Raw genomic sequence first — 24559 nt, 5'->3', positions numbered from 1 at the left:
TGCTTGCGCTTGAGGCATGGAATCGGCTTATTACAGGTCATCCGGCGCGGGACAGTCCGGAGTCATACAATTTGGTCGACAGGTTAGCCTGTGAGGGGTGCCTCACGGGGAGGGGGAACCTTTACCCAGTCGCAGGAATGAAATCGCAACCTTGGAGAGGTGCTTCCGAGGATAATAGAGTATTGGGGAAGCAATGTCGTTTAATACAGATAAGGCACGAACAACGCGCCGCAAAAGCGATGACGATTTGATGGAAGATGCAGAAGCCGTAAATCTGGCCGCTGATTGGGCGGACATTAGCCAGGGTTTGAAAAAGGACCTGGGCCACCAATTGCATGGCCAATGGATCAAGCCGATCCAAGTGGGCGGCATCACCAAAGAGACAGGTGTGCTTGACCTGTTTTTGCCAACCGAATTTTCCGCCAATTGGGTGAAAGATCGCTTTCATGATCGCCTGCAACTGGCATGGAAGATCATGCGCAGCGATGTGCGCCAGGTAAACATTCAGGTGCATCCCGGCCGCCGCCAACTGCCTGATCTGCGGATCGATGATGGCCGGCGTCCCGCCAATGATGGCGCAAGCGCTATCGCAGTGGCTGCGGGCACTCTTGGCGATGCAGGCTTTACATCAAGCGTGGGGCTTGACCCATCTTTGACCTTCCAGGCCTTCATCACGGGCGAGGCCAATGTGCTGGCTTGTAACGCAGCGCAGCGTATGGCTGCGACGGAACAGCCGCAGTTTTCGCCGCTCTATCTGAAAGCTGCAACCGGCCAGGGCAAAACCCATCTTCTTCACGCCATCGGTCACGGCTTCCTTGCCTCGCACCCACGTGCGCGCATTTTCTACTGTTCCGCTGAACGCTTTATGGTGGAGTTTGTGCAGGCATTGAAAGCCAATCAGATGATCGAGTTCAAAGCCCGCCTTCGCAGCTTTGACCTGCTTTTGGTGGACGACATTCAATTCATTATCGGCAAGGCATCGGCTCAAGAAGAGCTGCTTTACACGATCGATGCGCTGCTTGCCGAAGGCAAACGCCTTGTGTTTGCCGCCGACCGTGCACCGCAAGCATTGGACGGGGTTGAACCGCGCCTGCTCAGCCGTCTTTCGATGGGCCTTGTGGCCGACATTCAGGCTGCTGACATTGAGCTTCGCAAGAAGGTGCTTCATTCCAAGCTTGCCCGCTTCGCGCCGCTGAGCGTGCCGGAGGACGTCATTGAATTCCTCGCGCGGACCATCACGCGCAATGTTCGTGAGCTGATCGGCGGGCTGAACAAGCTTATCGCTTACGCTCAGCTGACAGGGCAGGAGGTGTCGCTCCAATTGGCTGAAGAGCAGCTCACCGATATCCTTAGCGCCAACCGCCGCCGGATCACGATTGACGAGATCCAGCGCACCGTGTGCCAGTTTTACCGGATCGACCGGGCCGAGATGTCATCCAAACGCCGTGCGCGTGCGGTGGTGCGTCCCCGGCAGGTGGCGATGTACTTGTCCAAAGTGCTCACCCCCCGCTCCTATCCAGAGATTGGCCGCAAATTTGGTGGGCGCGATCACTCGACCGTGATCCATGCCGTGCGCCTGATCGAGGATTTGCGCACACGCGATGCTGATATGGATGGCGATGTGAGAAGCCTCCTGCGGCAGCTTGAGAGCTAGTCCAAAGGTTAATTCGCACACAATTTGCACAGCGCATCCACAGGCCCACCCCCAGCCCCTCCCGCAAGCGGTAGGGGAGCGAGACTTAACGAACCGAAGGTGAGTTTAGTCGCAGCGGGGTGGGTTTAGCCCCCGCTCATCAACCAATCACCAACAGCTAATCGACGCCTTATTCACTGGGCTACCCACAGCCCTGTCGACACCTCATGCACATCCTGTAAACAGCCTATCCATGGCCTTGTCACCAGCCCGCCTAGACCGTTTTGCCCGCCACATTGTGCTGCCCGAAATCGGCGGTGCGGGGCAGGTGGCGCTTGCTGGTAAGCACATTGCCGTCATCGGGCTTGGCGGGATCGGTTCGCCTGCGCTGCAATATCTGGCAGGGGCCGGGATCGGTCGCTTCACCCTCGTCGATGACGATGTGGTCGATGCAAGCAATCTTCAGCGTCAGACGATCTTCACATCGCGCGATGTCGGCCATGGCAAAGCGACCAGCGCACGGCGGTGGCTTGCCAATTTCGACGATGCTTTGAACGTCACCATCTCCGACAGCCGCATCACAACAGAAAATGTCGGCGACCTGATTGCAGGCGCAGACCTTGTGCTCGATGGCACCGACAATTTTGCCACAAGGCTAGCGGTTTCGGACGCTTGCGTTGCCGAACGCGTCCCCCTCCTCTCTGCCGCGGTTGGCCGGTTCCAAGGCCAAGTGGGCGCCTTCGCAGGACACCTTGTGGGAAGCGCGTGCTACCGCTGTTTTGTCGGTGATGCGTTCGATGCCGAGGACTGCGACACCTGCGCCGAGGACGGCATGCTGGGCGCGATGGCAGGATGGACCGGCAGCTTTGCCGCGATGCAAGCGGTGCGGGTGCTCTTGGCCGGCGTGAGCCGCTTTGGCCAGCCAATGTGGGGCAAGTTGCATATCCTCGACGGAATGACGCCGGGAATGCGCACGCTCACCATCGCCAAGGACCCCGCGTGCAAGGGGTGCTCACACATTTAGGTGCGCTTGCCCTAATCCGCCGAAACGCTGCCCGGCGCGAGGCTATCGAACACCCGCACGCGTTCCCAATTGCCTTCAAGCTGCGTGATAAATTGCTTGTGCGGCTCGGTCACTTGGTAGGCTTCTTGCGCAGCTGTGCTTTCGAACACGATGGTGAGCGCCACGTCGAAATCCAGATCGTTCACTTCACGCTGGTAATCCACATGCCGCGCCCCGGCTGAGAAATAGACGATGCCATCATGCGGCTCGAGATATTTGTATGCGCCATCGACCAAGGCCTGAACGGATGCCTCGTCGGCCTCTTTGAGATCGAAGAACACCGAATGGGTTAGCAAAGGACCCTGAGCGCCAGCGCCCGACGTTGGTGCTGGATCACTCTCAGCCTGAGCTGCACATCCGGCGAGCAAGAACACAGTCATAATCGAAATCAGTGTGCGCATTGGTGAGGCTCCTTGATCCTTTTGTCCTATTTTGGACAACGTTGTCAGAGTAAGCGCGGCGTGTAAAGGACGCGCGCAACACTGCGCTTTAACAGCCGGGAAATACGCGGCGAGATTTCCTACAGGCAGTAATTCTGGCACGGGATTTTCTTGGATAGCGTCATCGAAATACTCGAACACTGCCAAAGTCATTGAAAGAGGTGTCACCTTTTTCCAACAAAGGAAAGTATTGAAATATATTAACAATCTGGAAAATCGTGTAGGGAAAAGGTGACACATGTGTCACTTTATGAGCTTTACCTCGACCGGCGATGAGCCCCGCCACCAGTTTAGGGGAACCGCGATAAGCGCCCAGATGTTTACAAAGCGAGGCCCAAACCACTAACCCCGCCACGCAATCCCATTTCGGCTCAGGAACAGAACACAATGATCACCCTTCTCTCGCCTGCCAAGAAACTCAATTTCGATGAGCCGAGCACTTCGCTTGAGATCACTCGCCCCCGGCTTGAGGACGACACGCGTGAGATTGCAGGCGTTGCCAAAAAGCAGTCAGCCAAATCGCTCGCCAAGTTGATGCATATCTCGGACAAACTCGCGCAGTTGAACGCAGAGCGGTTCCAGGCGTTTGATCTGGAGGGCCGAAGCAATTCGGCAAAGCCAGCAGGGCTGACCTTTGATGGCGATGTCTATTGGGGCTTGGAGGCAAAGTCCTTGGGTGATGAAACCTTGGCCTATGCACAGGACCACTTGCGCATTTTGTCAGGGCTTTACGGTGTGCTGCGCCCCATGGATGCGATCCAGCCCTACCGGCTTGAGATGGGCACCAAGATGAAGAATGCGCGCGGCAAATCGCTCTATGATTTTTGGGGCAGCCGGATTGGTGAGCAATTGGCAGGCGACCTTGAAGGGCACGGCGACAACACCATCGTGAACTTGGCTAGCAACGAATATTTCAAGGCGGTCGATCCTTCCGCGCTGCCGGGCAAAGTGATCGAGGCGACGTTTCTCAATGTGAAAGACGGGGAGGCGCGTCGCCTCATGTATCACGTCAAATTTGGCCGGGGTCTTATGGCGCGCTGGATTATGGAAAACCGGATCGAGAAAGCGGATGACCTTAAGGGCTTTGATGCCGAAGGGTATACCCTGGATGCAAGCGCCTCGAGCGAGACTGAGCTCGTGTTCACTCGTCCCCAACCGCCAGTGAAAAAGAAGTGAGCCGATGAGCGGCGAGAAATCCTCCAACGATCTTGCTGAAGACCGCACTGACCTTGCCGAGGACCGGACCGATTGGGCTGAGGACCGCACGCTCATGGCCAATGAACGCACCTTTGCCGGATGGATGCGAACGGGGCTTGCTGCGGTGGGGATCGGGCTTGGCTTCAATGCCCTGTTTGGCAAGATTGAACCCGCCTATTTGCCCAAGGCGATTGCCACGGTTTTCATCCTGATCGGCATTTTCATCTTCTACGCAGCCCAGCGCAACGCCTGCGCGGTCACAGCCCGGCTTGAGGCGCACAAAGCCGATCCGCTGGATACAGTAAACATGCGCCTGATTGCCACCCTTATGACGCTAGGCAGCGTCGGCCTCGTGGTGGGGATTTGGTTGATGAAGTTTTGACAAGATCAACCCGCCAGCACTTCCTCCACCCATTGGGGCACCACTTGCGTCGCAGGACCATGGCGGGCCTCGTGGAAGATCGGCGTGCCCTCGCTCGGCTCAAGGTTGAGCTCCAAAGTGCGCGCGCCAAGCCGCTTAGCCTGCTGGACAAAGCCAGCAGCGGGATACACCGCGCCGCTGGTGCCGATGGAGACGAAGAGATCGCACCGCTTCATCGCCTCTTCGATCCGGCGCATTTGGTACGGAATCTCGCCGAACCACACGACGTCGGGGCGCAAGGTGGGCGCTTGACACACGGGACATGGCGGGCGCGAAATCATAGGACCCTCCCATGGCGACCGGGTCTCGCATGATGTGCATAGCGCAGACTTCAGCTGCCCATGCATATGGCAAACATTGGAAGACCCGCCGCGTTCATGCAGGTCGTCGACATTTTGCGTCACAAGGAGAACACTGCCGGAAAACTCACGCTCCAACGTCGCAAGGGCCACATGCGCTGCATTGGGCTGGGCATCGGCAAGCGCTGCTCTGCGGGCATCGTAAAAGCCAAGCACAAGGTCAGGATCACGCGCAAACCCTTGAGGCGTTGCGACATCCTCGATCGAGTGATTTTCCCACAAGCCGCCGCTGTCGCGGAAGGTGTCGATCCCGCTTTCCGCGCTGATCCCGGCGCCTGTCAGGATAACGATGTTGTTGAACTTAGACGCCACTTTTGCCTCCTGCTTGCTGAAATGCCCTACATCGGCCTAGAGCGGTGGGCAATCAGCGGTCAGCATTGGGCGGGGGCTGTCCTACACCCCCTGCAACGGATTATGGAGTGCATGTGGCAAGTTTTGGCATCATCGGCAGCAAAGGGCGCATGGGCAATGCCTTGGCAAGCGCTATTGAAGAGGCAGGACATACCCTCGCAGGCGGAGTGGATGCAGGCGAATTGCCTGGGCCACTGGCGCTAAAGTCGGATGCGCTCATCGATTTTAGCGCTCCCGCGGCGCTCGAGGCCAACCTCAAATCCGCGCAAGTGGCAGGCGTGCCGATCCTTATCGGGACCACCGGGCTGGAGGAGGCGAATTTTGGTGCGATTGAGCAGGCCGTAAAAGCCATCCCTGTCCTGCAAACCGGCAACACTTCGCTTGGCGTCACTTTGCTAAGCGCGTTGGTCAAACAGGCGGCTGCGCGGCTTGGCGATGACTGGGATATCGAGGTGCTTGAGATGCACCACCGGATGAAAGTGGATGCGCCTTCGGGCACGGCAAAGCTGCTGGGCGAGGCGGCGGCCAATGGGCGCGGAGTTGATCTGGCTGATAAAATGGATTCAGGACGCCATGGCCAAACCGGCGCGCGCAACCCCGGCGATATCGGTTTTGCCACCTTGCGCGGCGGCACAGTTGCGGGCGACCACTCGGTGATATTTGCAGGCAATGAAGAGCGGCTCACCTTGTCGCATTCGGCGGAAAACCGGATGATTTTTGCACGCGGAGCGGTTCGGGCCGCCGAATGGTTGATTGGAAAGCCCCCTGCGCGCTACACCATGGAGGATGTGCTAGACCTATAGGCGCGGCCAATCCGGGGGGATCAAAATGGCAGGATTGAGGACAAAGCTATATGAGCAGCTCTTTGTCGGAGCGCACCCTGACGGACGGCTGACGCTTTTGAACCGCCTGTTGATCGTGACGATTGTGCTTGCGGTGATAGGCGCGGCGCTGGGCACCGAACCCAAGCTATCGGCCCAAATGCATAGCGGATTACTCGTCGCAGAGCTCGTTTTCGGGACGATCTTTTTGAGCGAATACATCGCCAGGGTGTACGCCGCCGCTGAGGCTCCGGGAGAGGGTTCCGCCTGGTCGAAACGCTGGGCCTTTATGCGCAGCTGGCTGGGGATTATCGACCTCATCGTGGTGGTGGCAACGCTCGCTCCATTGATCGCAGGCGATGCCGCCGTGCTCAGGGTTCTGCGCCTCTTCCGGGTGATTGCGGTGATGAAATTTGGACGCTTTAGCCTTGCGATACATTCCGTTTGGAGAGCGATTGCCGACAGGGGCGATGATCTGATTGTGACCGTTGCCTTGGCGTTTATCTTTGTGCTGACAGGGGCCACCTTGTTGCACATCGTTGAGGGCGACATTCAACCCGAAGCCTTCGGCTCGATCCCTCGGGCGCTGTGGTGGTCGGTGATCACTTTGACAACGGTGGGTTACGGTGACGCCTATCCGATTACGATACTGGGCAAGATCATTGGCGGAACGCTGGCTCTTTCAGGCATTGCTTTTGTTGCTATGCCAACCGGGATTATCGCCGCTGCATTTTCAGACGCGATGCAAGCGCGCCGCGACCAGAAAATCCAGGAAATGCGCGAGCACCTGGAGCGGCTCGATGAGATTGACGAAAATGTGGTCGCCAAGCTTGAGAAGTTGGAGCGCGCCAGTCACAATCCGCCCGGTTGATCATGGGCTGATCTGCTTGAAAACACTGAAGTACTAAGGGTTGTTATGTTCGATTTTGTGAAGAGGCTGCTTTCGGGATCTTCGGCGGGTTCAGCACCGACCGCACCGCCGCCCCGACGCCGCCAACGCCCTCCTCCAGTTCCACCTGAGATGGTGAAGGAGTTTCTCGAATGGCACGAGCGACAAGCCAAGCCTGCGGTTACTTTAACCCCTGATCCCACCCTGCCCTTTCAGGCAAAAGGATCGCGCCTCTTTGGCCCTGCTCTTTTGCAGAACGATGAAGACTGGCCAACCGGTAAAGACGGGAAAGCACTCGTTTTTCTCGCTCAATTGGATTGTGCAGATTGCGACCCTCTCAAGGGTTATCCCAGCGATGGTCTAATCCAGTTCTTTGTCGCAGGTGGCGACACATGGGGGCTGGGCTACCCCGACCATATGGACGGCGATTATCTTGTCAGATGGATCCCAGCTGATGCCGATACTACGCTTTATGATCCGCCCTACCTCAGTGCCGATGAAGGCGAGGAGGATGATTGGTACGAGTACACTCCCGCAAACAACAAAGACGACATGGCTGGCGGCATATCATTGGTCCCAGAGCAATCGATGGATCTGCCGAGCATGGGGCTTGTCGAAGTCACCGCCAAGGAAAATGAAATGGGCCTCGACTTCCGCAAACATGATCTCGAGCCGCTCTGGATTGCGACGGCAGAAAAATCGCCACTCGTCCACCACACAGGGGGATATCCTGCTTTTACTCAGTCAGATGTACGCGAGGATCCCAAGTTTACAGACTTCTCGCACGTGCTCTTACGTCTTACATCGGACGAACATCTGATGTGGGGTGATTGCGGCGAGTGTGTCTTTCTCATGCGGCCCGAGGACTTGGAAAGCGGGGACTTTTCCAAAGTTGCCTATTCGTGGGATTGCAGCTGAGTGGCAGCGGGCCGATAATCTAACGCTATGACCAAAGACCAGATCTTCGAATTCTTCCGGCGCTTGGCTGAAGACAATCCTGAGCCAGAGACCGAGCTGGAATATGGCAATGCCTATCAGCTGGTGGTGGCCGTGGCGCTGTCTGCGCAAGCCACCGACGTGGGCGTGAACAAGGCAACACGGGCGCTTTTTGCTGAGGTAAAGACGCCTCAGCAAATGCTCGATCTGGGGCTTGAAGGCTTAATCAGCCACATCAAAACCATCGGCCTGTTCAATTCAAAAGCCAAGAATGTCATCGCATTATCGAAGCTTTTGATCGACGAATACGATGCACAGGTGCCCGACACTCGCGATGATCTGGTTCGCTTGCCGGGAGTGGGCCGGAAGACTGCCAATGTCGTACTCAATTGCTGGTTCAAACAAGAGACCTTCGCCGTGGACACCCATATCTTGCGTGTCGGCAATCGAACGGGACTTGCAAAAGGGAAAACGCCTGAGAGCGTAGAGGCAAAGCTTGAAAAGCGAGTGCCCCAACCCTTTCGTTTGCACGCACACCATTGGCTGATTTTGCATGGCCGCTATGTTTGCAAAGCAAGGACACCGGAATGCTGGCGGTGCGGACTTGTTGATCTGTGTTCTTTCCGCAAAAAGGTGACCGAGAAACCCAAGGGTCGCAAATAGTGCGCTTCGAGGGGACCTGATTTGCGCGCTGTTCGAAATTTGATGGCTGCTGCAGTGTTTCTGGCGGGGTTTCTCTACCTCATCATGTTCTGGGCAGGAACCCTGCTCAGTTATGGTCTGCCCCCATGCGAGGGCAACGCGCATGTTCTTTGGTATCGAACGGGGATCGCTGTTGCTGCGATGGTTGGATCGTTTCTTATTTCCACACATGGCCCTGCGTCGCCTTTTCTGGGCCTCTCACTCGCAATCCTTCTACCGATTGGTCTTTACACAGGGCACAATTGGATAAGCGAAAGCGACAAACAAGCTCAGGCTGAGTGTGGTGCAAGATCATTGAGTGAGGCGATGTCATATTGCGGCGCCAAGCCAGAGCACTACGTTCGCTCTCTGTCTGATGGCGGGTATGAGGTGCTGACATTGGTTGCGCCCGGAACAACTGACGCGGCTTGGTCGTGTCTCCAAACTTGGAACTATTGGGCGCAGGAGAACAGTGTAGGCATGAAGGTAAATGAAAGTGTCTACGAGGCGGCCAGAGAAAGGGCGGCCAGAGAAAGGGCGGCCAGAGAAAGGGCGGCTATAGAGCGGGCGCCTCGAACAAACCCGCCGTTAGAAGAAGGCCCACCGGCTCCCATTCATGGCGATTGAGATCCGCAATATAAGGGCTCGGGATGCAGACGCCGTACTAGATATTATCCTACCGGTGATACGCGCTGGCGAAACCTATGCTCTTGACCCGCAGCTTACCGCTAAGGAGGCGCTCGACTATTGGACCCTATCTCCTAAGCACGCTTATGTCGCGCTGCTCGAAGACCAATTGGTTGGCACATATTACCTCACGCCCAACCAATCTGGCGGCGGGGCGCATGTCGCGAATTGCGGTTTTATGGTCAGTGCCAAAGCCACTGGCAAAGGCGTTGCGAAGACGATGTGCGAACATGCTTTGAAGGTGGCGCGCTCCCAAGGCTTTCGCGCAATGCAATTCAACTTCGTTGTCGCCACCAATACCCGCGCGATAGCGCTGTGGGAGCGGATGGGGTTTGAGGTTGTTGGACGGCTTAACAAGGCTTTTGCGCATCCTAAACAAGGCTTTGTCGATGCCCTTATTATGTATCAAGAACTCTGAGGCCAGCCCCTATTCAGTATCTCCTTGCAACCGATAAACGTTGCAAAAACAGACTATTAGGAGAATTCTTGCAAACGTCGTAGGCTCGCGACTCGCAACATTGGGAGAGAAGCCATGACGCTTACACGTAATTCCCGCCGCGCTCTTACACTGGGCGCATGTTTCTCGCTTGCAGGCCTGCCATTCGCTGCCCCGGCCTTTGCGCAAGACGACGCGGCCGCTGAGGACGATGAGGTGTACAACACCATCATCGTCACAGCTTCCGTTCGGCAAGGCGGGGCGCAAGATGCACAGCACTTCCGCTCAATCTCGCTTGATACGCTTGAAAACAAATTGCCGCTTGGCAAGAGCCTAACGGTGGAAGGATTGATGGGAGAGCACGACCTTGCCCTTCCCCCCACCGGCAATTGTGATCAACTCTTTTGCATCACATCGCATGTCAAACCGTCTTCATTGCAAAAGGGGACGCAGTTCCTTGGCATTGGTTTTGAAAGCGCACTGGATGCCGAAACCTACAAGGCTGAACCGCTTAGCCTTATCGCCGTGGTGGACCGCTCAGGCTCTATGTCTGATGAACCGATCGCGCGGGTCAAAGAGGGCCTGCGCGCAGTAGTGGGTCAGCTTCGTGATGGCGACCGGATGGGCATTGTCATTTATGGCAGTGAAACGGTGGTCCACCAGAAGGTCATCGATGTCGGCGGCAACCGGGCCAAATTACGCCGCGCGATTGAGGCGATTGAGATCAATGGCTCCACCTATATGGAAGCCGGAATGAAGCTGGGCTTTGCCACCGCTTTTGCAGAGCGCGAAGCGATGAGCGGGGCGGATGGCTCACGCAAAACGCGGCTGATGCTTTTCACAGATGAGAACCCCAATGTAGGCGATACCAGCGCGGAAGGCTTTATGGCTCAAGCGATCAACGGCTCGCGCAACGGTGTGGACATGACCACCATTGGCGTTGGCACTCATTTCCGGGGCGAGCTTGCGACGCAAATCTCCAGCGTTCGTGGAGGCAACCTCTTCTTTTTGCCTGAGGAAGGATCGGGCGCATCGCTTTTCACCAGAGAATTTGGCAATATGGTAAGCGCGGTCGCCTATGATCTGGTTATCGCGATTGATCCGGTACCCGGTGTCAAAGTGGGCGCAATTTACGGCGTGCCTAATGAGATCATCGAGGACGCAGGCGAAGGCACTGTCACCGTCAATATCGCAAGCGCCTTCCTCGCGAGCAATGCCGGCGGGATCTTCGCTGACCTTGAGGGAGGCGAGGATACGCCGGGCGCCAAGCTTGCCGACATTTCGGTAACCTACACCGATGCTGTAACCCAGCGCCGCGAAAGCGATGCGCAAAGCGTCAGTGTGAGCGATGGAACGCCGCCTGCAAACCTTGCCAAAGCAGAAATGCTTGTCGACCAATATGTCACCACGACTAAGGCTCTGGCAGCGTACCACGAAGGCGATGATCCAGCGCAAGCGGCGATGATGCTCTCCGAACTGTCTGAGCGGCTTTCAGCGTCCAAAGCGCAAGGGCTCAAAGAAGAGGTCAAACTCATCGATACGCTCCAATTGCGGGCGGCCCGGCTTGCTGGCCTAACCAATAAAGGGCCAACACAGCCGTTTGAGATCCTTGGTGATTGGCGCGTCGTACGCCACAAGGGGGTGACGGATATCTCGCGCGGAGACACGGTCGCAATCACCGACAACGGTGAGTTTATAACCAACCGGACGCGCGGCCCGGACAAAGGCGACCGTATTTGGCAGGACTTTGAATTGAACGAACGCAAGATGCGCATTGTGGGTACGAAGCTGGTGTTCAACTACCGGGTGAACGGTGAGCGATTGACGCTCAGAAACCCGATGGATGGGACCGAAATAAGGCTGGTGCGCGCCGAAGGGTAACTGGGCCGAAAAGCAGATGGACCGGGCCGAAACGGATCATAAAGTGTTCAGCTTCCCCGGTTCACCGCTTATCACAAGGGCTAAACAGGAGATTTCGCATGAACCGATCACCGTTTGAGTTTGCCGCATCCTCTTTTGCCGCATCCTTTCGCGTCGCTTCTGCCCTCGCTATCACTGTTTCTATCGGCCTTGCATCCTGCGCGCCGGTTGAGAGCAATTCCAACCGCCCCGATCCCGCTTTGGCAGGGCCTCAAGCGAAAGTGGTGGGAGAGGGGAAGAACTGCATCCGCACGCAAGCCATCCGCCAATCGCGGGTGCGCAGTGATCAGGTAATCGATTTTGAGATGAGGAGCGGCAAAGTCTATCGCTCTACCTTGCCGCGGCGTTGTCCCGGGCTTGGGTTTGAGGAGGCCTTCACCTATTCGACCTCAATCAACCAATTGTGTACGCAGACGATCATCCGCGTAATTACTCCTGTCGCAGGGCAAATCGATGTGGGCACAGGATGCGGATTGGGCGAGTTTATACCAGTCGAGTATGTCAGCTCAGATGAGTGATTTGGCGAGGTAATGCGAGGCGTGGCCCTTGGGCCGGTCCGGCAGCGTCGCCATCAGCGTGTAGCCTTGCCTTTCATAGAACGGCTTTGCCTGCCAGCTGGTGGTCTCAACGAAAGCCTTTTCGCAATTGTGCTGGCGGGCGTAGTCTTCAGCCTTGGTCATAAGTTTGGTCCCCAGCCCTGAACCGCGCGCAGTTTCGTCAAGCCAAACGAGCTCGATGTGGAGAGTGTTCCAATAACACACCGCGCGAATTCCGCCTTGCAAGCGCCCACTATCGTCTTTGGCGAGGACGAAGAATTTCACCTCGTCAGCAACCTCCTCAAGGTCCGGCACATTTTCTTTGTTAAAGACCACAATGCCTTGGCTGAGCGCTGCTGCGTCTTCTTGGTCCGGCTCACGCTCAACCGAGATTGGCATTAGACATCATCTGCGCTGATCATCTCAGCCTTGTCGATCTCACCCGTCAGCGCCGCAACCGTGGTCGCCACCGCTGCATCACCCGAAACATTGGTGGTGGTGCGCATCATGTCCATGATCCGGTCGATGCCAGCGACCAGAGCAATGGTCTCAAGCGGCACACCAACCGCGCCAAACACAAGAACCATCATGATAAGACCAGCGCCCGGAATGCCCGCCGCGCCAATCGCGCCCAGCGTTCCCAGGATCGAAATCAGCACATAGTCGCTCATGTCGAGCGGAACCCCAAACACCTGCGCCCCGAACAATGTCGCAAGGCCCAGATACATCGCTGTGCCGTTCATATTGATCGTTGCGCCAAGGCTGATGACGAAGCTTGCAACCGAATTGGAAACACCAAGGTTCCGGCGGGCACAGCGCAAGGTGACGGGCAAAGTCGCATTGGAGCTCGCCGTGGAATAGCTCACCGCGATTGCATCAATAATCCCGCGGAAGAAGTCGATCACCGGCAGTTTGGCGATGAATTTGATCATGCCGCCATAAATCAGGCCGATAATGAGGAAGCAGCCAAGGTAATTGAGAACAACCACAATGCCGAGAGCTTGAAGCGCATCGACGCCCAAAGTGCCCGCAACCCATGCCATCAGCGCAAAGACACCGAACGGGGTGAGCTCCATCACGATCATCGTGACTTTCTGCATCACAACGCTGCCAGATTCGAAGATTTTAAGGACAGGCTCGCCCTCGTCTTTCGCCATCAAAATGCCGATGCCGATCAGGAGCGAGAAGATAATCAGTGGGAGGACGTTGACGTCAGCCATGACCTGAACCGGGCTTGAGGGCACCATTTCGAGGATCATTTGCTGGACTGTAACGCCGTCTTCTTGGCGGGCCTGCGCGCGTTCAAGGGCGGCGGCGTCGAGGTTCATTGCGCTTGCATCAAGGCCAGCCCCCGGTTGGACCAAAGTTCCAATCCCAAGGCCAAGCCATACCGCCATTTGTCCCGTCACCACAAACAGCAAAAGCGCGCGCCAGCCAACGCTTCCAAGCTTGCGCAAATCTCCAATACTCGCAACGCCAGCCACAAGGCTGAAGAAGATCAGAGGCACCACGAGCATCTTGATGAAAGCGATGAAGATATCGCCCACGATCTTGATGGACGCCGCCCCCGGTCCCCAAATATAGCCCACGATAATGCCGAGAATAAGCGCACCGATCACCCGCTGCCAGAGCGGAATTGCGAACCAGGTCTTCATGAGCGTTTACGCCTCTTCTTGTGTGGTTTTGAGAGCAAGCGCCCCCAGCGCCGCGCGTGTGTAAATTCTAGCTAGTGCATCCAAATCAGGAATAGCCACCGCTTCATTGCGCTTATGCATGGTTGCATTGCACAGGCCAAATTCGATGACCGGACAAACGGCGCGAAGGAACCGCGCATCGGACGTGCCGCCAGTGGTTGAGGCCTCTGGCTTAACGCCGGTTTCCTCCTCAATTGCCTTTGCCAGCATATCGGAAAACTCGCCGGGCGCGGTCAGAAACGGCTCGCCCGAGATGATCGGCAACGCGCGCCCGCCGTGTTTCTCCGCAATCGCTGAGACCCGCTCAGAAAGCGAGGCGCCCGAATGAAGATCGTTAAACCGGATCGAGATCCGCGCACGCGCCTCAGCCGGAATCACATTGTGCGCTTTATTGCCGACCTCGATTTCGGTGATCTCTAGGTTCGAAGGCTGGAACCAATCGGTGCCCGTGTCGAGCACCAGTTCGTCCAACTCTTTGAGCATCGCCACCAGCTTCGGGAGCGGGTTATCGGCAAGATGCGGGTAGGCGACGTGGCCCTGCGTCCCTTCAACCGTGAGAAAGATGTTCACCGAGCCCCTGCGTCCGATTTTCATCATATCACCAAGGCGATTGACGCTTGTGGGCTCGCCCACAAGGCACAGGTCGGGCTGTGTCCCTTCAGCGTTCATATAGTCGATCAGGGCGCGCGTTCCGTGCAGCGCTGGGCCTTCTTCATCGCCGGTGATGATCATGCTGAGCGTGCCAGCCTCCGCTGGGATATCGTGAACGGCAGCTGCGAAACAGGCGATCGCGCTTTTCATATCCACTGCGCCGCGCCCGTAGAGTAGCTCGCCCTCTTGCGTGGGCACAAAAGGATCGCTTTCCCAGCCATCGCCGGGGGGGACGACATCAAGGTGCCCTGCGAAGGCGAAGTGTTTTGATCCTTCCGGCCCTTTGCGGATGGCAAAAAGGTTCTCCACCGGGGCCTCATCTGAGCCTTCTTCGCCATCGCCGCGCGTGAAGCGGTGGCAGGCAAAGCCCAAAGGCTTCAGCATCGCTTCCATCTCATCGAACACGCCGCCTGTGGCAGGGGTCACCGAGGGGTGCGAAATTAGGCGCTTGGCATAATCTAGGGCAATACTCATGAGGCGTTAGCTAGCAGGAGATGAGCCCAATGCCCAAGCTTGATTTGAGCGCAATCGCGCAAACCAATGCGACCGGATACCCTGCCCCGTTCGATGAGCCGGTGAAAGGGCGCAAGTACCGCCGCCTTGCGCCTGCTGCGGGCTTACAAAAACTGCGGGCAAGCCACGTGGTTCTTGAACCGGGCGCATGGTCGTCTCAGCGGCATTGGCACACATGTCTTGATGAGCTTTTGGTGATGCTCTCGGGCGAGGCGGTGCTGGTGGAGGATCAGGGCGAGAGCGTGGTCCGGCCAGGCGACATCATCGCATGGCCAGCGGGTGCAAAGAATGGTCACCATTTACAGAACAGAGGGGAGCGCGCTTGCGTCTTCGTCGTCGCCACTGCGGGTGACTACGAGACAGACGGCGGCGAATATCCGGATATCGACATGGTGTTCGAACCTGACGGATATTACCGCCGCGACGGGACGCGGTATGAAACCGACCGTATCCCCTAAATCCTAAGCCGTCTCGAACTGCTCGATCACCCATTCCTCATCTTCGGAGGCGGCTGTCCATTGGGTCATCCAATCGTGTTCCAGCACCGCTTCCATATAGCTTTGCGCAAAGCCGGGGACGCCGATGCCGTAAGTGGTGAAGCGCGAAACGATGGGCGCGTAGAAGATGTCAGCTGCACCAAAAGTGCCAAACAAGAACGGCCCCGATGACCCGTGACGCGCGCGCGCTTCTGCCCATAGCTGCAATATGCGCACGATCTCTGATTTGGTCTGTTCGGACACGTTTTGAAGCGGCACGCGGCTGCGCACATTCATCGGCATTTCGGTTCTGAGTGAGCCATAGGACGAGTGCATTTCCGCCACCATTGCCCGAGCCATACCGCGCGCGGTTTCATCCTTGGGCCAAAACCGGTCGCGGCCCACTTTGTCGGCGAGATATTCCATGATCGCAAGACTGTCCCAGATGACGGTATCACCATCCCAAAGGATCGGAACCTTGCCTGAGGAAGGCTGAAACTCCTCGCCCTGTTTTTGCGCCTCCCAATGCTCACCCATCAAGGGCACCGTGATCTCTTCAAAATGCAGACCCGACTGTTTGGCCGCAAGCCAGCCGCGCAAGGACCAGCTGGAGTAATTCTTATTGCCGATGATCAGTTTCATACGTCTGCCTGTTCCACCTTACGGGCCTGAGTTTACACTAGCGTAGGTATTCAGGCTTTCGCTGTCGAGCCTGAACGGGTTACATGGGGTATTCAATCCATTGGGAAAAACATTATGGCCCTACCCCCGTTTCACCTCGCATTTCCCGTCGATGACCTTGCCAAAGCGCGCGCGTTTTACGGCGAGCTTATAGGTTGCGAGGAGGGGCGTTCCTGTGATGATTGGATCGACTTTAACTTCCATGGTCATCAAATCGTGGCCCACCTTTCGCGTGGCACCAGCACAGATGCCGCTACCAATCATGTTGACGGACACGGTGTCCCCGTCCCGCACTTCGGATTGGTGCTCAGCATGGAAAAATGGGAGGCGCTAGCCAACACCTTGCGCGAAGCTGGCACCGAATTCGTGATGGAACCCACTGTGCGCTTCAAAGGCAAACCGGGTGAGCAAGCCACCATGTTTCTGCGCGATCCGGCAGGCAATGCTCTGGAGTTTAAGGCTTTTGCCGACCCCGACGCACTTTTCGCGACTTAGGCAAAAGAAATCGCCGGGCTCTCCCACGATGGAGAACCCGGCGATTCTTGAGCCCCGGTCAATGGACAGACTGACCGGTTCACACGTCCTTAGTTCCGTGCCTTACTGGTTGACGGTCACAGAGTTGCCGTTGCCCGCTTGCACGATGTCAGAGAGGTTGCCGTTGGTCAGTTGGTTGACATCAGCGCTGTTGGTGTCGCCATCCTGCGAAATCAGGCTGTTGTTGTCATTACCCGACTGAAGCACGTCGGCCACGTTGCTGTTGCTGATCGAGTTTGCACCCTGCTCGATACCGCTGAAGTTGCCTGTGCCCGATTGGGTCACGCTCGCCGTGTTCAGCGTGCCAAGGTTAAAGCCTTGATCAACGAAGCTTTCGTTGTTGTCAGCCAGCTGGTTCACTGTCGCGCTGTTTGAAGTGCCGTCTTGGAAGACCGTTGAGGTCGTGCCGGTAACGGGTTCACCGGTTGCACCTTGGTTCACGTCCGCTGAGTTGCTGTCGCCAGCTTGAATGGTGAGGTCTGTGTTGCCGTCACCAATCTGATCAACAAACACCGTACCCGAAATACCCGTTTGGCTCACGTCGGACAGGTTATTGGACCCTTCCTGAATGCTCTCAGCGTTGTTGGTGAGGCCGCTTTGCGTAATGCTTGCAGAGCTGTCTAGGCCCGCATCCTGGTCGATCAATGCGGTGTTGCCGCTCGCACCGCCGCCATTACCGGTTTGGGTGATCGTTGCGGTCGCATCTTCGGACAGAACATCTTGCACAACAATCGCAACATCATCTGTCGCATCGCCGCTCTGCTCAATCGTCGATGTGCCGCCAAGGCCGTTCTGGAACACGCCCGCCTCGTTTGCGCCGCTCGCGGTTTGTGTGATCGTTGATGTGTTGCCTGTGCCAATTGTTTGATCGACATCGGCATCGTTATTGTCGCCCGTCTGCGTGATTGTGGAGGCGTTTGAATTCTCCTGCGTCACTTCGGCGCTGTTGCCGTTACCCGTTTGGTTCACGCTCGATGAGCTTTGCGCGAACGCTGGCGCCGATACGGCAAGAGCGGCAATCGATGCGCCTGTCAGAATGATCTTCTTCATGTGTCTGGTCCTTCAAGTCTTCAAAGTCTCTGGTCTCTTTGATGACAAAGAAGCAGCCCTCCTGTTACCCGCTTGTGGCGCGGGCTGCGCACTTGTCTCTCCCCCTTAGTTGCGCCCAAGGGTTTCAGCGAAGTTAACAAGATCCAAATGAGCGCCCGCGCAAAACCACGTAGGTTTTTGCATGGTAAATCAGAATTTTAGCAAAGACGCAGCAGCTTGCAGGCGTGTTAACACCCCGTCCCTCGCATTCCTGCGGGACGGCGGGTAAACTCGGGTTTGCGCGTTAACTAAAGCTCGAAGTAACTCTCACCCAAAGCATCGGAAACGATTGCGGCACGAAGTTCTTCGATACCCATGCCTTTTTCGCTGCTGGTGAGGTGCAGCGTGGGAAAAGCGGCCGGGTGTTTGCGCGATTCGTCAGCGACCTGGCTTGCCACACGCTCCAATTCGCTCGCCTTTACCTTATCGGTTTTGGTGAGGACAACGCGGTAGCCAACGGCCGCCTCGTCGAGCATTTTCATCATCTCGCGGTCAACGTCTTTGAGCCCATGGCGGCTATCGACCAGCACGAGATTGCGCGCCAATACTTGACGCCCGCGAAGATAGGTCTTCACAAGGTTCTTCCAGCGTTCGACCACCTTTACCGGCGCTTTGGCAAAGCCATAGCCCGGCATATCGACAAGTCGGAACAAGGGCGGGCCATCGGGCCTATTGGGATCGGCCACACCCACTTCAAAGAAGTTCAATTCCTGCGTGCGGCCCGGCGTTACCGAAGCACGCGCAATCTTCTTGCGGCCTGTCAAAGCGTTGAGAAGCGAGCTTTTGCCCACATTGCTTCGTCCGCAAAATGCAATTTCTGGAACAGTAGGCTCAGGCAGAAATTTGAGCTGGGGCGCAGACAGGAGAAAGTCCACGCGGCCCGAAAACAGGCGCGAGGCTTTCGTCTCGCGCCGCTTCTTGGCGCGGGCTTCCAGTTCAGCTTCGGTCAGCTCAGCCAAATCCTTAGGCCCCGCTCTTCTCAGCTTTTTCGCGTTCTTTGGCTTGGGCTTTCTCTGCCTTTTCCTTCGCCGCCGCCGCTTTCAACTGCGGGTGCTTGGAATAGAGATAGCTTTGCTGTGCGACCGTGAGGATGTTCGACGTTACCCAGTACAGCAAGAGACCCGCTGCAAACGGTGCCATGACAAACATCAGCACCCACGGCATCAGATTAAATATCTGCTGCTGCATCGGATCCATCGCTGATGGGTTGAGCTTGAATGTGAGCCACATGGTGAAACCCATCAGGACAGCCAGGATACCAATCCCTAGGAAGCCGGGCACATCGTACGGCAGAAGGCCAAACAGGTTCAGGATTTTTGCCGGATCGGGCGCGGACAGATCGCTGATATAAAGAAACGGCTGATGCCGCATCTCAATTGCGAGATAGAGCACCTTATAAAGGGCAAAGAAGATCGGGATCTGGATAATAAGTGGCAGGCACCCGGCAAGCGGATTGACCTTCTCTTCTTTAAAGAGCTCGGCAATTTTTGCCTGCTGCGTTTGCTTGTCGTCTTTGTACCGCTCCTGCAGCGCCTTCATCTTAGGCTGGATCGCCTTCATCGCGGCCATCGAACCGAATTGCTTTTGCGCAATCGGGAACAGCAGCCCGCGGATCAAGCAAGTGAGCAGAATGATCGCGATACCAAAATTGCCAGTGAAGCCGTTGAGCGTCGTGAGCAGCCACAAAAGCGGCTTTTCAAACCACTCAAACCAACCCCAACTGATTGCCTTGCCGAAATAGGTGATGCCCGTTTCCTCGTAAGCATCGAGGACTGAGCTCTCTTTGGCACCTGCGAAAAATTGCGTTTGTGCAGATACTGTGCCGCCAGCCGGAACCGTTTCAGCATTGTAGATCACATCTGCGCGGAACAGATTGTCACCTAGTGAGCGCCAACCCGCGGTATCCGTCTCGCTAACACCAGGGATAAGAGCGCTGGCCCAGTAATTGTCGGTAAAGCCTAACCAAGAAGCAGCGCCAGCAGGATTGTCCCGGCCAAGCTCAGCCAGCTCCTCATAAGAATTGGGATCGTATAGCGATCCTGCAAAGACGCCCGTTGGCCCGGCGTGCCTGATGAATTCATCGGGCGAGGCATTGATGCTCGTGCGTTTAACGAAAGCAAAGGGCTGCACAATTGCCGCCGCTTCCGAACCGTTCTCGACCGCTTGGTCGACGGCAATCATGTAGTTGTCATCGATGGAAAAGTTGATCTTGTATGTGATGCCAGCGTCATCTGTGCGTGAGAGTGTGACCGGCGTTTCTGGCGTCAGCTTTGCGCCATCGGCCTCCCACACGGCTGTGCTGGGCATGCGTTTACCCGCAACCACAAAGCCGAATTCTGCAAAGTGCTGAACATCGGTGCGCTCTGGCGCGAGGAAACGCACAGAACCGCTGCCTTCTTCAATGGTGGCGCTGTAATCCTTGAGCACAAGATCATCGACGCGCGCGCCGACAAGATTGATAGAACCTGCAACACGCGGTGCATCAATCTCCACTCGGTTTGGCTGAGCGAGCGCTGTATCAAGATCAACCGGGCCCGTTTGCATCTCAGCAGGCTCAGCCACATCGGTAGTCCCGCCACCTGTCGCAGCGGTCGTTGCGCCCGAAGCGCCCGAAGCGGCAGCAGGCGCGGCGCCCGCTTCGGCGGGTACAGGCTCAGGCGGTGCGGGATAGAAATACCGCATACCGACATCCCAGCCCAGAATGAGCAAGCCCGATAAGACTACGGCGAGCAGAAGATTGCGCTGATTGTCCAAGATGAAACCTTAACTAAAGTCCGACCATAAGTGTGTTATGTAGGTATGACACGTAGCAATCCAAGCGCCTTACGGCACCGGATCGTGACCATGCCCTCCCCAGGGATGGCAGCGCCCTATACGCTTTAGGCCCAGCCATCCACCCTTGATCGCACCGTGTTTCTGGACAGCCTCAATCATGTACTGGCTGCATGAGGGGGAATAGCGGCACGTGGGCGGGATCAGAAGCGAAGGACCAAGCTGCCAGGCGCGTGCCAAGCCGATGAGGACATACTTCATTTGCGCGCCTTTTTGCCCGACCGATTCTGCGTTTGGGTGCGCCGATTCTTTGAGTGTTTGCGCGGGCCGTCGCCCTTACCCGACTGTGCGCGGTCGAGAGCTTTTTCGAGCTCGTCAGCCATAGAAGAAAAGTCGCGCTCTACACCACCTGCCCTGCCAATCAGCACGTGATCGTGATCCGCGATCCCGCGTGATGACAGCGCGTCTCTCAAAAGCTCACGAAAACGCCGCTTCATCCGGTTGCGCACCACTGCATTGCCGATCTTCTTGGTGACGGTGATGCCATAGCGAATGCCTTCACCGTGATTCGGGCGGGTCAGCAAAACAAAGCCCGGTCGCGCATTGCGAAGGCCCTTATTGGCAGCGACGAAATCGCTTCGTTTAGTGAGTACCATCGGGGAGGCTGGCGTAGGGGTCATAGCGGTACACGCAATAACGCATACGGGCCCCCAATGGGAGCCCGCTTAACCAATGAGGCTATTAGCTTGAGGGAGGCACGCCCGCAGGCGCATAACCTAAAAGCTGAAGCAGCCCAAAAATTTAGGCAGCCTAGATGCTTAGGCAGAGAGCGACTTGCGACCGCGACGACGACGCGAACGGATGACCTTACGGCCGCCCGGAGTTGCTTTACGCGCGAAGAACCCGTGCCGACGGGCACGCACAAGATTGGAAGGCTGGAAGGTCCGCTTCATTTTATCCTCGAATACTATCATCGCCCGTTTGCCGTGCTCTCCATCTGGAGAACCCTCGCGAAGGGCTATTGCGATCGCTTGATTTCAAGCGGCTCAGTCAAGCGCGCGCAGTTATGGAAAAGCGCTTCATGAGTCAAGCACAGACGTGTCACCCCAAGCGACTTTCACTTGGGTCAGGTCGCCATAATCGATCGCAGGCTGAACCGTGTTGAGCGCCAAAGGTGCCCATGACATGCCCGCAATTCCATCGCTTGCCGCCTTGATATTGTCTTCCACACGATCGCAGAAATCACAAATGGCATCGACTTGACGCGCGGCGATCCGCTGAGGCGCTAGGTCCTTGGGAGCAGTCCACTGACGCATGTCATCCGCTTCAAGCCACAAAGCGCTCGCATGGGGAACAGAGTTGGTCATGGCATAAAATGCGCGCGCTTGAGCCTCGCTCATGCCCATTTCGACATAATAGTCGAGGTATAGACGGTGCGCTGGGTGATCGCTTGCAAAATCATCGGCCTCGCGCCCGTGGTTGTCGAGCCATGAGTGAACAGCAAATTCAGCCCCGTCCTCAATTGAGCGGGTCTCACCTGCAAGAAACAGCTCAACCGCGCCTGAACGCACTGAACCATCATGAGGCACATGGGTCGCAATGCCCGCCTCACGGATTTTGCGGCCCACCGCGAGATTGGCGATATCATTGCTGGTCCCGGGCGCTTCGATCATCTTAAGCGTATCGATACCAGGAAAACTGCCGAGCATGGCGTCGAAGTCTTGGGGAGTGCGCGCATTGGTCGGACCCACCATCAACGCCACATTTGGCGTCGCAACCACAAATGGACCAAATTGGCCAAGCGCAATCGAAGGCGCGCTTGGCGGCACTGGCTGAGCATAGCGCGCAGCACTGCGGGTCTCGGTCACGCTTGTACCGTTCATGATAGTGGTGACCACAGTGGGGAGCGTCTCATCCTGAACGCTCGCACCGTCATCAGCAACTTTGACCCAGCGGCCTTGCGCAGGATCCCATTCTTCTACCCAGCTTTGCGTGGTAACAGAACGGTGCCCGCCGTTACTGGAATAATAGTCTTGGGCCCATGCAGGGCTTGAACCAAGCGCAAAAGAAGCGAGTGCGAAGAGAGCGGCAATCTTTTTCATGTCGGCAGTTTTATGCCGGGACACATTCAAATTTTACAAAGCTTTATGCTTACGAACTTCTTGCGTAGTCGCGCGAAGTGCCTCGACAACAATGCTTTAACGGTTAAGGTCGCCCTAACGGAGGGAATGCCGGGTGCAAAATACGTAAGGGGACTGCGGCATGGTCGCACTCATTCGTACAACCGCGTATCTGGGCCTTGAGGCGCGGGGGGTAGAGGTTCAATGCCAGGTTGCACCGGGACTACCGCGTTTCTCTATAGTGGGTCTCCCCGATAAAGCGGTGAGCGAAAGCCGTGAGCGGGTGCAAGCAGCACTTAGTGCAATGGGCCTCGCGCTTCCGCCCAAACGGATCACGATCAACCTCTCGCCCGCTGACCTTCCCAAGGATGGCTCGCATTATGATTTGCCTATCGCGCTTGCCTTGCTCGCCGCGATGGGCGTGACCGATGCCGAGCAGTTGAACGATTGGATCGCAGTGGGGGAACTGTCGCTTGACGGGCGGATCGTTGCATCACCCGGTGTTCTAATCGCAGCGCTTTATGCGAGCGGAGAAGAGACAGGGCTGATTTGCCCTGCAAGCCAAGGATCAGAGGCCAAATGGGCAAGCGGGGTTCCAGTGCTTGCCCCGCGCGACTTGGGGAGCCTGCTCGATCACCTGAAAGGCGATGCGGTTCTTGATGAGCCAGTGCGCGGAGAGGTCGAGGACAAGCCCCATGCCACCGATCTTAAACAAGTGAAGGGGCAGGAAACCGCAAAGCGCGCTTTGGAGATAGCTGCAGCAGGCGGGCACAATCTGCTGATGGCAGGGCCTCCGGGGTCAGGCAAAAGCATGCTTGCCTCGTGCCTGCCGGGGATTTTGCCAGAGCTTACCCCAACCGAGGCTTTGGAAGTTTCCATGGTGCAATCAGTTGCCGGGACCCTGGAAGCTGGCCGGATCAGCCGCGCGCGACCTTTTCGTGCGCCCCACCATTCAGCGAGCATGGCGGCGCTCACCGGGGGCGGTCTAAAAGTGCGCCCAGGCGAAATCAGCCTTGCACATTTGGGTGTTCTCTTTCTCGATGAACTGCCCGAGTTTCAGCGCCCCGTGCTCGATTCTTTAAGACAGCCCTTGGAGACAGGGCAAGTCGACGTGGCCCGCGCGAACGCACATGTCACTTTTCCCGCCCGCGTCCAGCTTATTGCTGCCATGAACCCATGCCGCTGCGGCTATGCCGGGGACCCTATGCAAAACTGCAATCGTTATCCGCGCTGCGTCGGTGATTATCAGGCACGGCTTTCCGGGCCCTTGCTCGACCGGATTGACTTGCATGTTGACGTTGCGGCGGTCAGCGCGATTGACCTGACCCTACCCCCGCCAGCCGAGGGAAGCGCCGAGGTCGCCAAGCGAGTGGCTTTAGCAAGAGCCCACGCCGATGAGCGCGGCGTCAGATCCAATGCCGAGTTGGAAGGCGACGCACTCGAAGCCCACGCTGCACCCGATGAAGAAGGCCGCGCGCTCCTTATGCGAGCGGCAGAGAAACTGCGATTGTCAGCGCGCAGTTATACGCGGGTGCTAAGGGTTGCGCGCACCGTCGCGGATTTGGGCGCAGCTCAACGGGTGGGCCGCCCGCATATCGCTGAGGCGTTATCCTACCGCCAAAAGATGCGGGCCCCTTGAAAAGACGCGAAAATCTCGCC

The 24559-nt window shown here is 56.9% G+C and carries 28 protein-coding genes; 15 read left to right on the top strand and 13 right to left on the bottom strand.

Going from position 1 to position 24559, the window contains the following annotated elements:
- The first annotated feature begins 193 nt into the window (after window positions 1-193).
- Both dnaA and AC0V61_RS08945 read left to right on the top strand, forming a co-directional pair.
- Entirely contained in the window at window positions 194-1654 is a 1461-nt protein-coding gene (gene dnaA, locus AC0V61_RS08950) for a chromosomal replication initiator protein DnaA (RefSeq protein WP_486156901.1), read from the top strand.
- A gap of 232 nt (window positions 1655-1886) precedes the next feature.
- Complete coding sequence (locus tag AC0V61_RS08945; protein ID WP_486156900.1) at window positions 1887-2657, top strand: HesA/MoeB/ThiF family protein; 771 nt, start codon at window positions 1887-1889, stop codon at window positions 2655-2657.
- An 11-nt stretch (window positions 2658-2668) separates the two neighbouring features.
- Here the strand turns inward: AC0V61_RS08945 and AC0V61_RS08940 are convergent, their stop codons facing one another.
- A complete protein-coding gene (locus AC0V61_RS08940) occupies window positions 2669-3097 on the bottom strand; it encodes a Dabb family protein (RefSeq protein WP_486156899.1) in 429 nt (142 codons plus the stop codon).
- Window positions 3098-3523: 426 nt separating this feature from the next.
- On the opposite strand from AC0V61_RS08940, the gene yaaA reads away from it, so the two are divergent.
- A complete protein-coding gene (gene yaaA / locus AC0V61_RS08935; protein WP_486156898.1) occupies window positions 3524-4312 on the top strand; it encodes a peroxide stress protein YaaA in 789 nt (262 codons plus the stop codon).
- A 4-nt stretch (window positions 4313-4316) separates the two neighbouring features.
- Window positions 4317-4715 carry a YidH family protein gene (locus tag AC0V61_RS08930; protein WP_486156897.1) on the top strand — a complete coding sequence of 133 codons (399 nt, stop codon included), beginning with the start codon at window positions 4317-4319 and terminating at the stop codon, window positions 4713-4715.
- A gap of 5 nt (window positions 4716-4720) precedes the next feature.
- Here AC0V61_RS08930 and AC0V61_RS08925 read toward each other — a convergent pair whose 3' ends face one another.
- Complete coding sequence (locus tag AC0V61_RS08925; protein WP_486156896.1) at window positions 4721-5425, bottom strand: NAD-dependent deacylase; 705 nt, start codon at window positions 5423-5425, stop codon at window positions 4721-4723.
- A 113-nt stretch (window positions 5426-5538) separates the two neighbouring features.
- Here AC0V61_RS08925 and dapB point away from each other — a divergent pair, with 113 nt between their 5' ends.
- The 8 genes from dapB (at window position 5539) to AC0V61_RS08885 (ending at window position 12352) form a co-directional block, all read left to right on the top strand.
- On the top strand, window positions 5539-6267 hold the full coding sequence (gene dapB / locus AC0V61_RS08920) for a 4-hydroxy-tetrahydrodipicolinate reductase (protein WP_486156895.1): 729 nt from the start codon (window positions 5539-5541) through the stop codon (window positions 6265-6267).
- A gap of 25 nt (window positions 6268-6292) precedes the next feature.
- Window positions 6293-7156: an ion transporter gene (locus AC0V61_RS08915; RefSeq protein WP_486156894.1), complete on the top strand. Its 864-nt coding sequence runs from the start codon at window positions 6293-6295 to the stop codon at window positions 7154-7156.
- 45 nt (window positions 7157-7201) lie between these two features.
- Complete coding sequence (locus AC0V61_RS08910) at window positions 7202-8092, top strand: YwqG family protein (RefSeq protein ID WP_486156893.1); 891 nt, start codon at window positions 7202-7204, stop codon at window positions 8090-8092.
- A gap of 27 nt (window positions 8093-8119) precedes the next feature.
- Window positions 8120-8773 carry an endonuclease III gene (gene nth, locus AC0V61_RS08905; protein ID WP_486156892.1) on the top strand — a complete coding sequence of 218 codons (654 nt, stop codon included), beginning with the start codon at window positions 8120-8122 and terminating at the stop codon, window positions 8771-8773.
- A 42-nt stretch (window positions 8774-8815) separates the two neighbouring features.
- A complete protein-coding gene (locus AC0V61_RS08900; RefSeq protein ID WP_486156891.1) occupies window positions 8816-9418 on the top strand; it encodes a hypothetical protein in 603 nt (200 codons plus the stop codon).
- The gene (locus AC0V61_RS08895) at window positions 9408-9896 is read left to right on the top strand and encodes a GNAT family N-acetyltransferase (RefSeq protein WP_486156890.1); all 489 of its coding nucleotides are present in this window, start codon (window positions 9408-9410) and stop codon (window positions 9894-9896) included. The genes AC0V61_RS08900 and AC0V61_RS08895 overlap by 11 nt, the downstream gene beginning before the upstream one ends.
- Before the next feature lie 114 nt (window positions 9897-10010).
- On the top strand, window positions 10011-11795 hold the full coding sequence (locus AC0V61_RS08890; RefSeq protein ID WP_486156889.1) for a vWA domain-containing protein: 1785 nt from the start codon (window positions 10011-10013) through the stop codon (window positions 11793-11795).
- 98 nt (window positions 11796-11893) lie between these two features.
- Complete coding sequence (locus AC0V61_RS08885; RefSeq protein ID WP_486156888.1) at window positions 11894-12352, top strand: hypothetical protein; 459 nt, start codon at window positions 11894-11896, stop codon at window positions 12350-12352.
- Here AC0V61_RS08885 and AC0V61_RS08880 read toward each other — a convergent pair.
- Genes AC0V61_RS08880 through dapE form a run of 3 tightly spaced genes read right to left on the bottom strand, consistent with a single transcriptional unit; the run spans window position 12341 to window position 15189 of the window.
- Complete coding sequence (locus tag AC0V61_RS08880) at window positions 12341-12769, bottom strand: GNAT family N-acetyltransferase (protein ID WP_486156887.1); 429 nt, start codon at window positions 12767-12769, stop codon at window positions 12341-12343. The genes AC0V61_RS08885 and AC0V61_RS08880 overlap by 12 nt on opposite strands.
- On the bottom strand, window positions 12769-14025 hold the full coding sequence (locus tag AC0V61_RS08875) for a dicarboxylate/amino acid:cation symporter (RefSeq protein WP_486156886.1): 1257 nt from the start codon (window positions 14023-14025) through the stop codon (window positions 12769-12771). Before AC0V61_RS08875 ends, AC0V61_RS08880 begins: the two co-directional genes overlap by 1 nt.
- 6 nt (window positions 14026-14031) lie before the next feature.
- The gene (dapE, locus tag AC0V61_RS08870; protein WP_486156885.1) at window positions 14032-15189 is read right to left on the bottom strand and encodes a succinyl-diaminopimelate desuccinylase; all 1158 of its coding nucleotides are present in this window, start codon (window positions 15187-15189) and stop codon (window positions 14032-14034) included.
- A gap of 29 nt (window positions 15190-15218) precedes the next feature.
- Between dapE and AC0V61_RS08865 the strand changes: the two genes are divergently transcribed.
- Complete coding sequence (locus AC0V61_RS08865; protein ID WP_486156884.1) at window positions 15219-15686, top strand: cupin domain-containing protein; 468 nt, start codon at window positions 15219-15221, stop codon at window positions 15684-15686.
- 3 nt (window positions 15687-15689) lie between these two features.
- Here AC0V61_RS08865 and AC0V61_RS08860 read toward each other — a convergent pair whose 3' ends face one another.
- Window positions 15690-16346 (bottom strand): glutathione S-transferase family protein, encoded by a 657-nt coding sequence (locus AC0V61_RS08860; protein WP_486156883.1) that lies wholly within the window; start codon window positions 16344-16346, stop codon window positions 15690-15692.
- A 114-nt stretch (window positions 16347-16460) separates the two neighbouring features.
- On the opposite strand from AC0V61_RS08860, the gene AC0V61_RS08855 reads away from it, so the two are divergent.
- Window positions 16461-16880, top strand: a complete 420-nt coding sequence (locus AC0V61_RS08855; protein WP_486156882.1) for a VOC family protein — start codon at window positions 16461-16463, stop codon at window positions 16878-16880.
- A gap of 102 nt (window positions 16881-16982) precedes the next feature.
- Here the strand turns inward: AC0V61_RS08855 and AC0V61_RS08850 are convergent, their stop codons facing one another.
- From AC0V61_RS08850 to AC0V61_RS08820, 7 genes are all read right to left on the bottom strand, one after another.
- Window positions 16983-17969 (bottom strand): hypothetical protein, encoded by a 987-nt coding sequence (locus AC0V61_RS08850; RefSeq protein ID WP_486156881.1) that lies wholly within the window; start codon window positions 17967-17969, stop codon window positions 16983-16985.
- A gap of 287 nt (window positions 17970-18256) precedes the next feature.
- Complete coding sequence (yihA, locus tag AC0V61_RS08845; RefSeq protein WP_486156880.1) at window positions 18257-18967, bottom strand: ribosome biogenesis GTP-binding protein YihA/YsxC; 711 nt, start codon at window positions 18965-18967, stop codon at window positions 18257-18259.
- A gap of 4 nt (window positions 18968-18971) precedes the next feature.
- Window positions 18972-20762, bottom strand: coding sequence for a membrane protein insertase YidC (gene yidC, locus AC0V61_RS08840; RefSeq protein WP_486156879.1), 1791 nt, complete (start codon window positions 20760-20762; stop codon window positions 18972-18974).
- 69 nt (window positions 20763-20831) lie between these two features.
- A complete protein-coding gene (yidD, locus tag AC0V61_RS08835; RefSeq protein ID WP_486156878.1) occupies window positions 20832-21041 on the bottom strand; it encodes a membrane protein insertion efficiency factor YidD in 210 nt (69 codons plus the stop codon).
- Window positions 21038-21436, bottom strand: coding sequence for a ribonuclease P protein component (rnpA, locus tag AC0V61_RS08830; RefSeq protein ID WP_486156877.1), 399 nt, complete (start codon window positions 21434-21436; stop codon window positions 21038-21040). Before rnpA ends, yidD begins: the two co-directional genes overlap by 4 nt.
- A gap of 162 nt (window positions 21437-21598) precedes the next feature.
- Complete coding sequence (gene rpmH, locus AC0V61_RS08825) at window positions 21599-21733, bottom strand: 50S ribosomal protein L34 (RefSeq protein ID WP_486156876.1); 135 nt, start codon at window positions 21731-21733, stop codon at window positions 21599-21601.
- Window positions 21734-21859: 126 nt separating this feature from the next.
- Complete coding sequence (locus AC0V61_RS08820) at window positions 21860-22882, bottom strand: alpha/beta hydrolase (RefSeq protein WP_486156875.1); 1023 nt, start codon at window positions 22880-22882, stop codon at window positions 21860-21862.
- Between the two features lie 160 nt (window positions 22883-23042).
- Here AC0V61_RS08820 and AC0V61_RS08815 point away from each other — a divergent pair, with 160 nt between their 5' ends.
- Window positions 23043-24539: a YifB family Mg chelatase-like AAA ATPase gene (locus tag AC0V61_RS08815; protein ID WP_486156874.1), complete on the top strand. Its 1497-nt coding sequence runs from the start codon at window positions 23043-23045 to the stop codon at window positions 24537-24539.
- Window positions 24540-24559: the final 20 nt, after the last annotated feature.

This window comes from Erythrobacter sp. JB1-4 (genome assembly GCF_057365025.1).
This window is presented reverse-complemented; position numbering and strand designations above follow the sequence as displayed.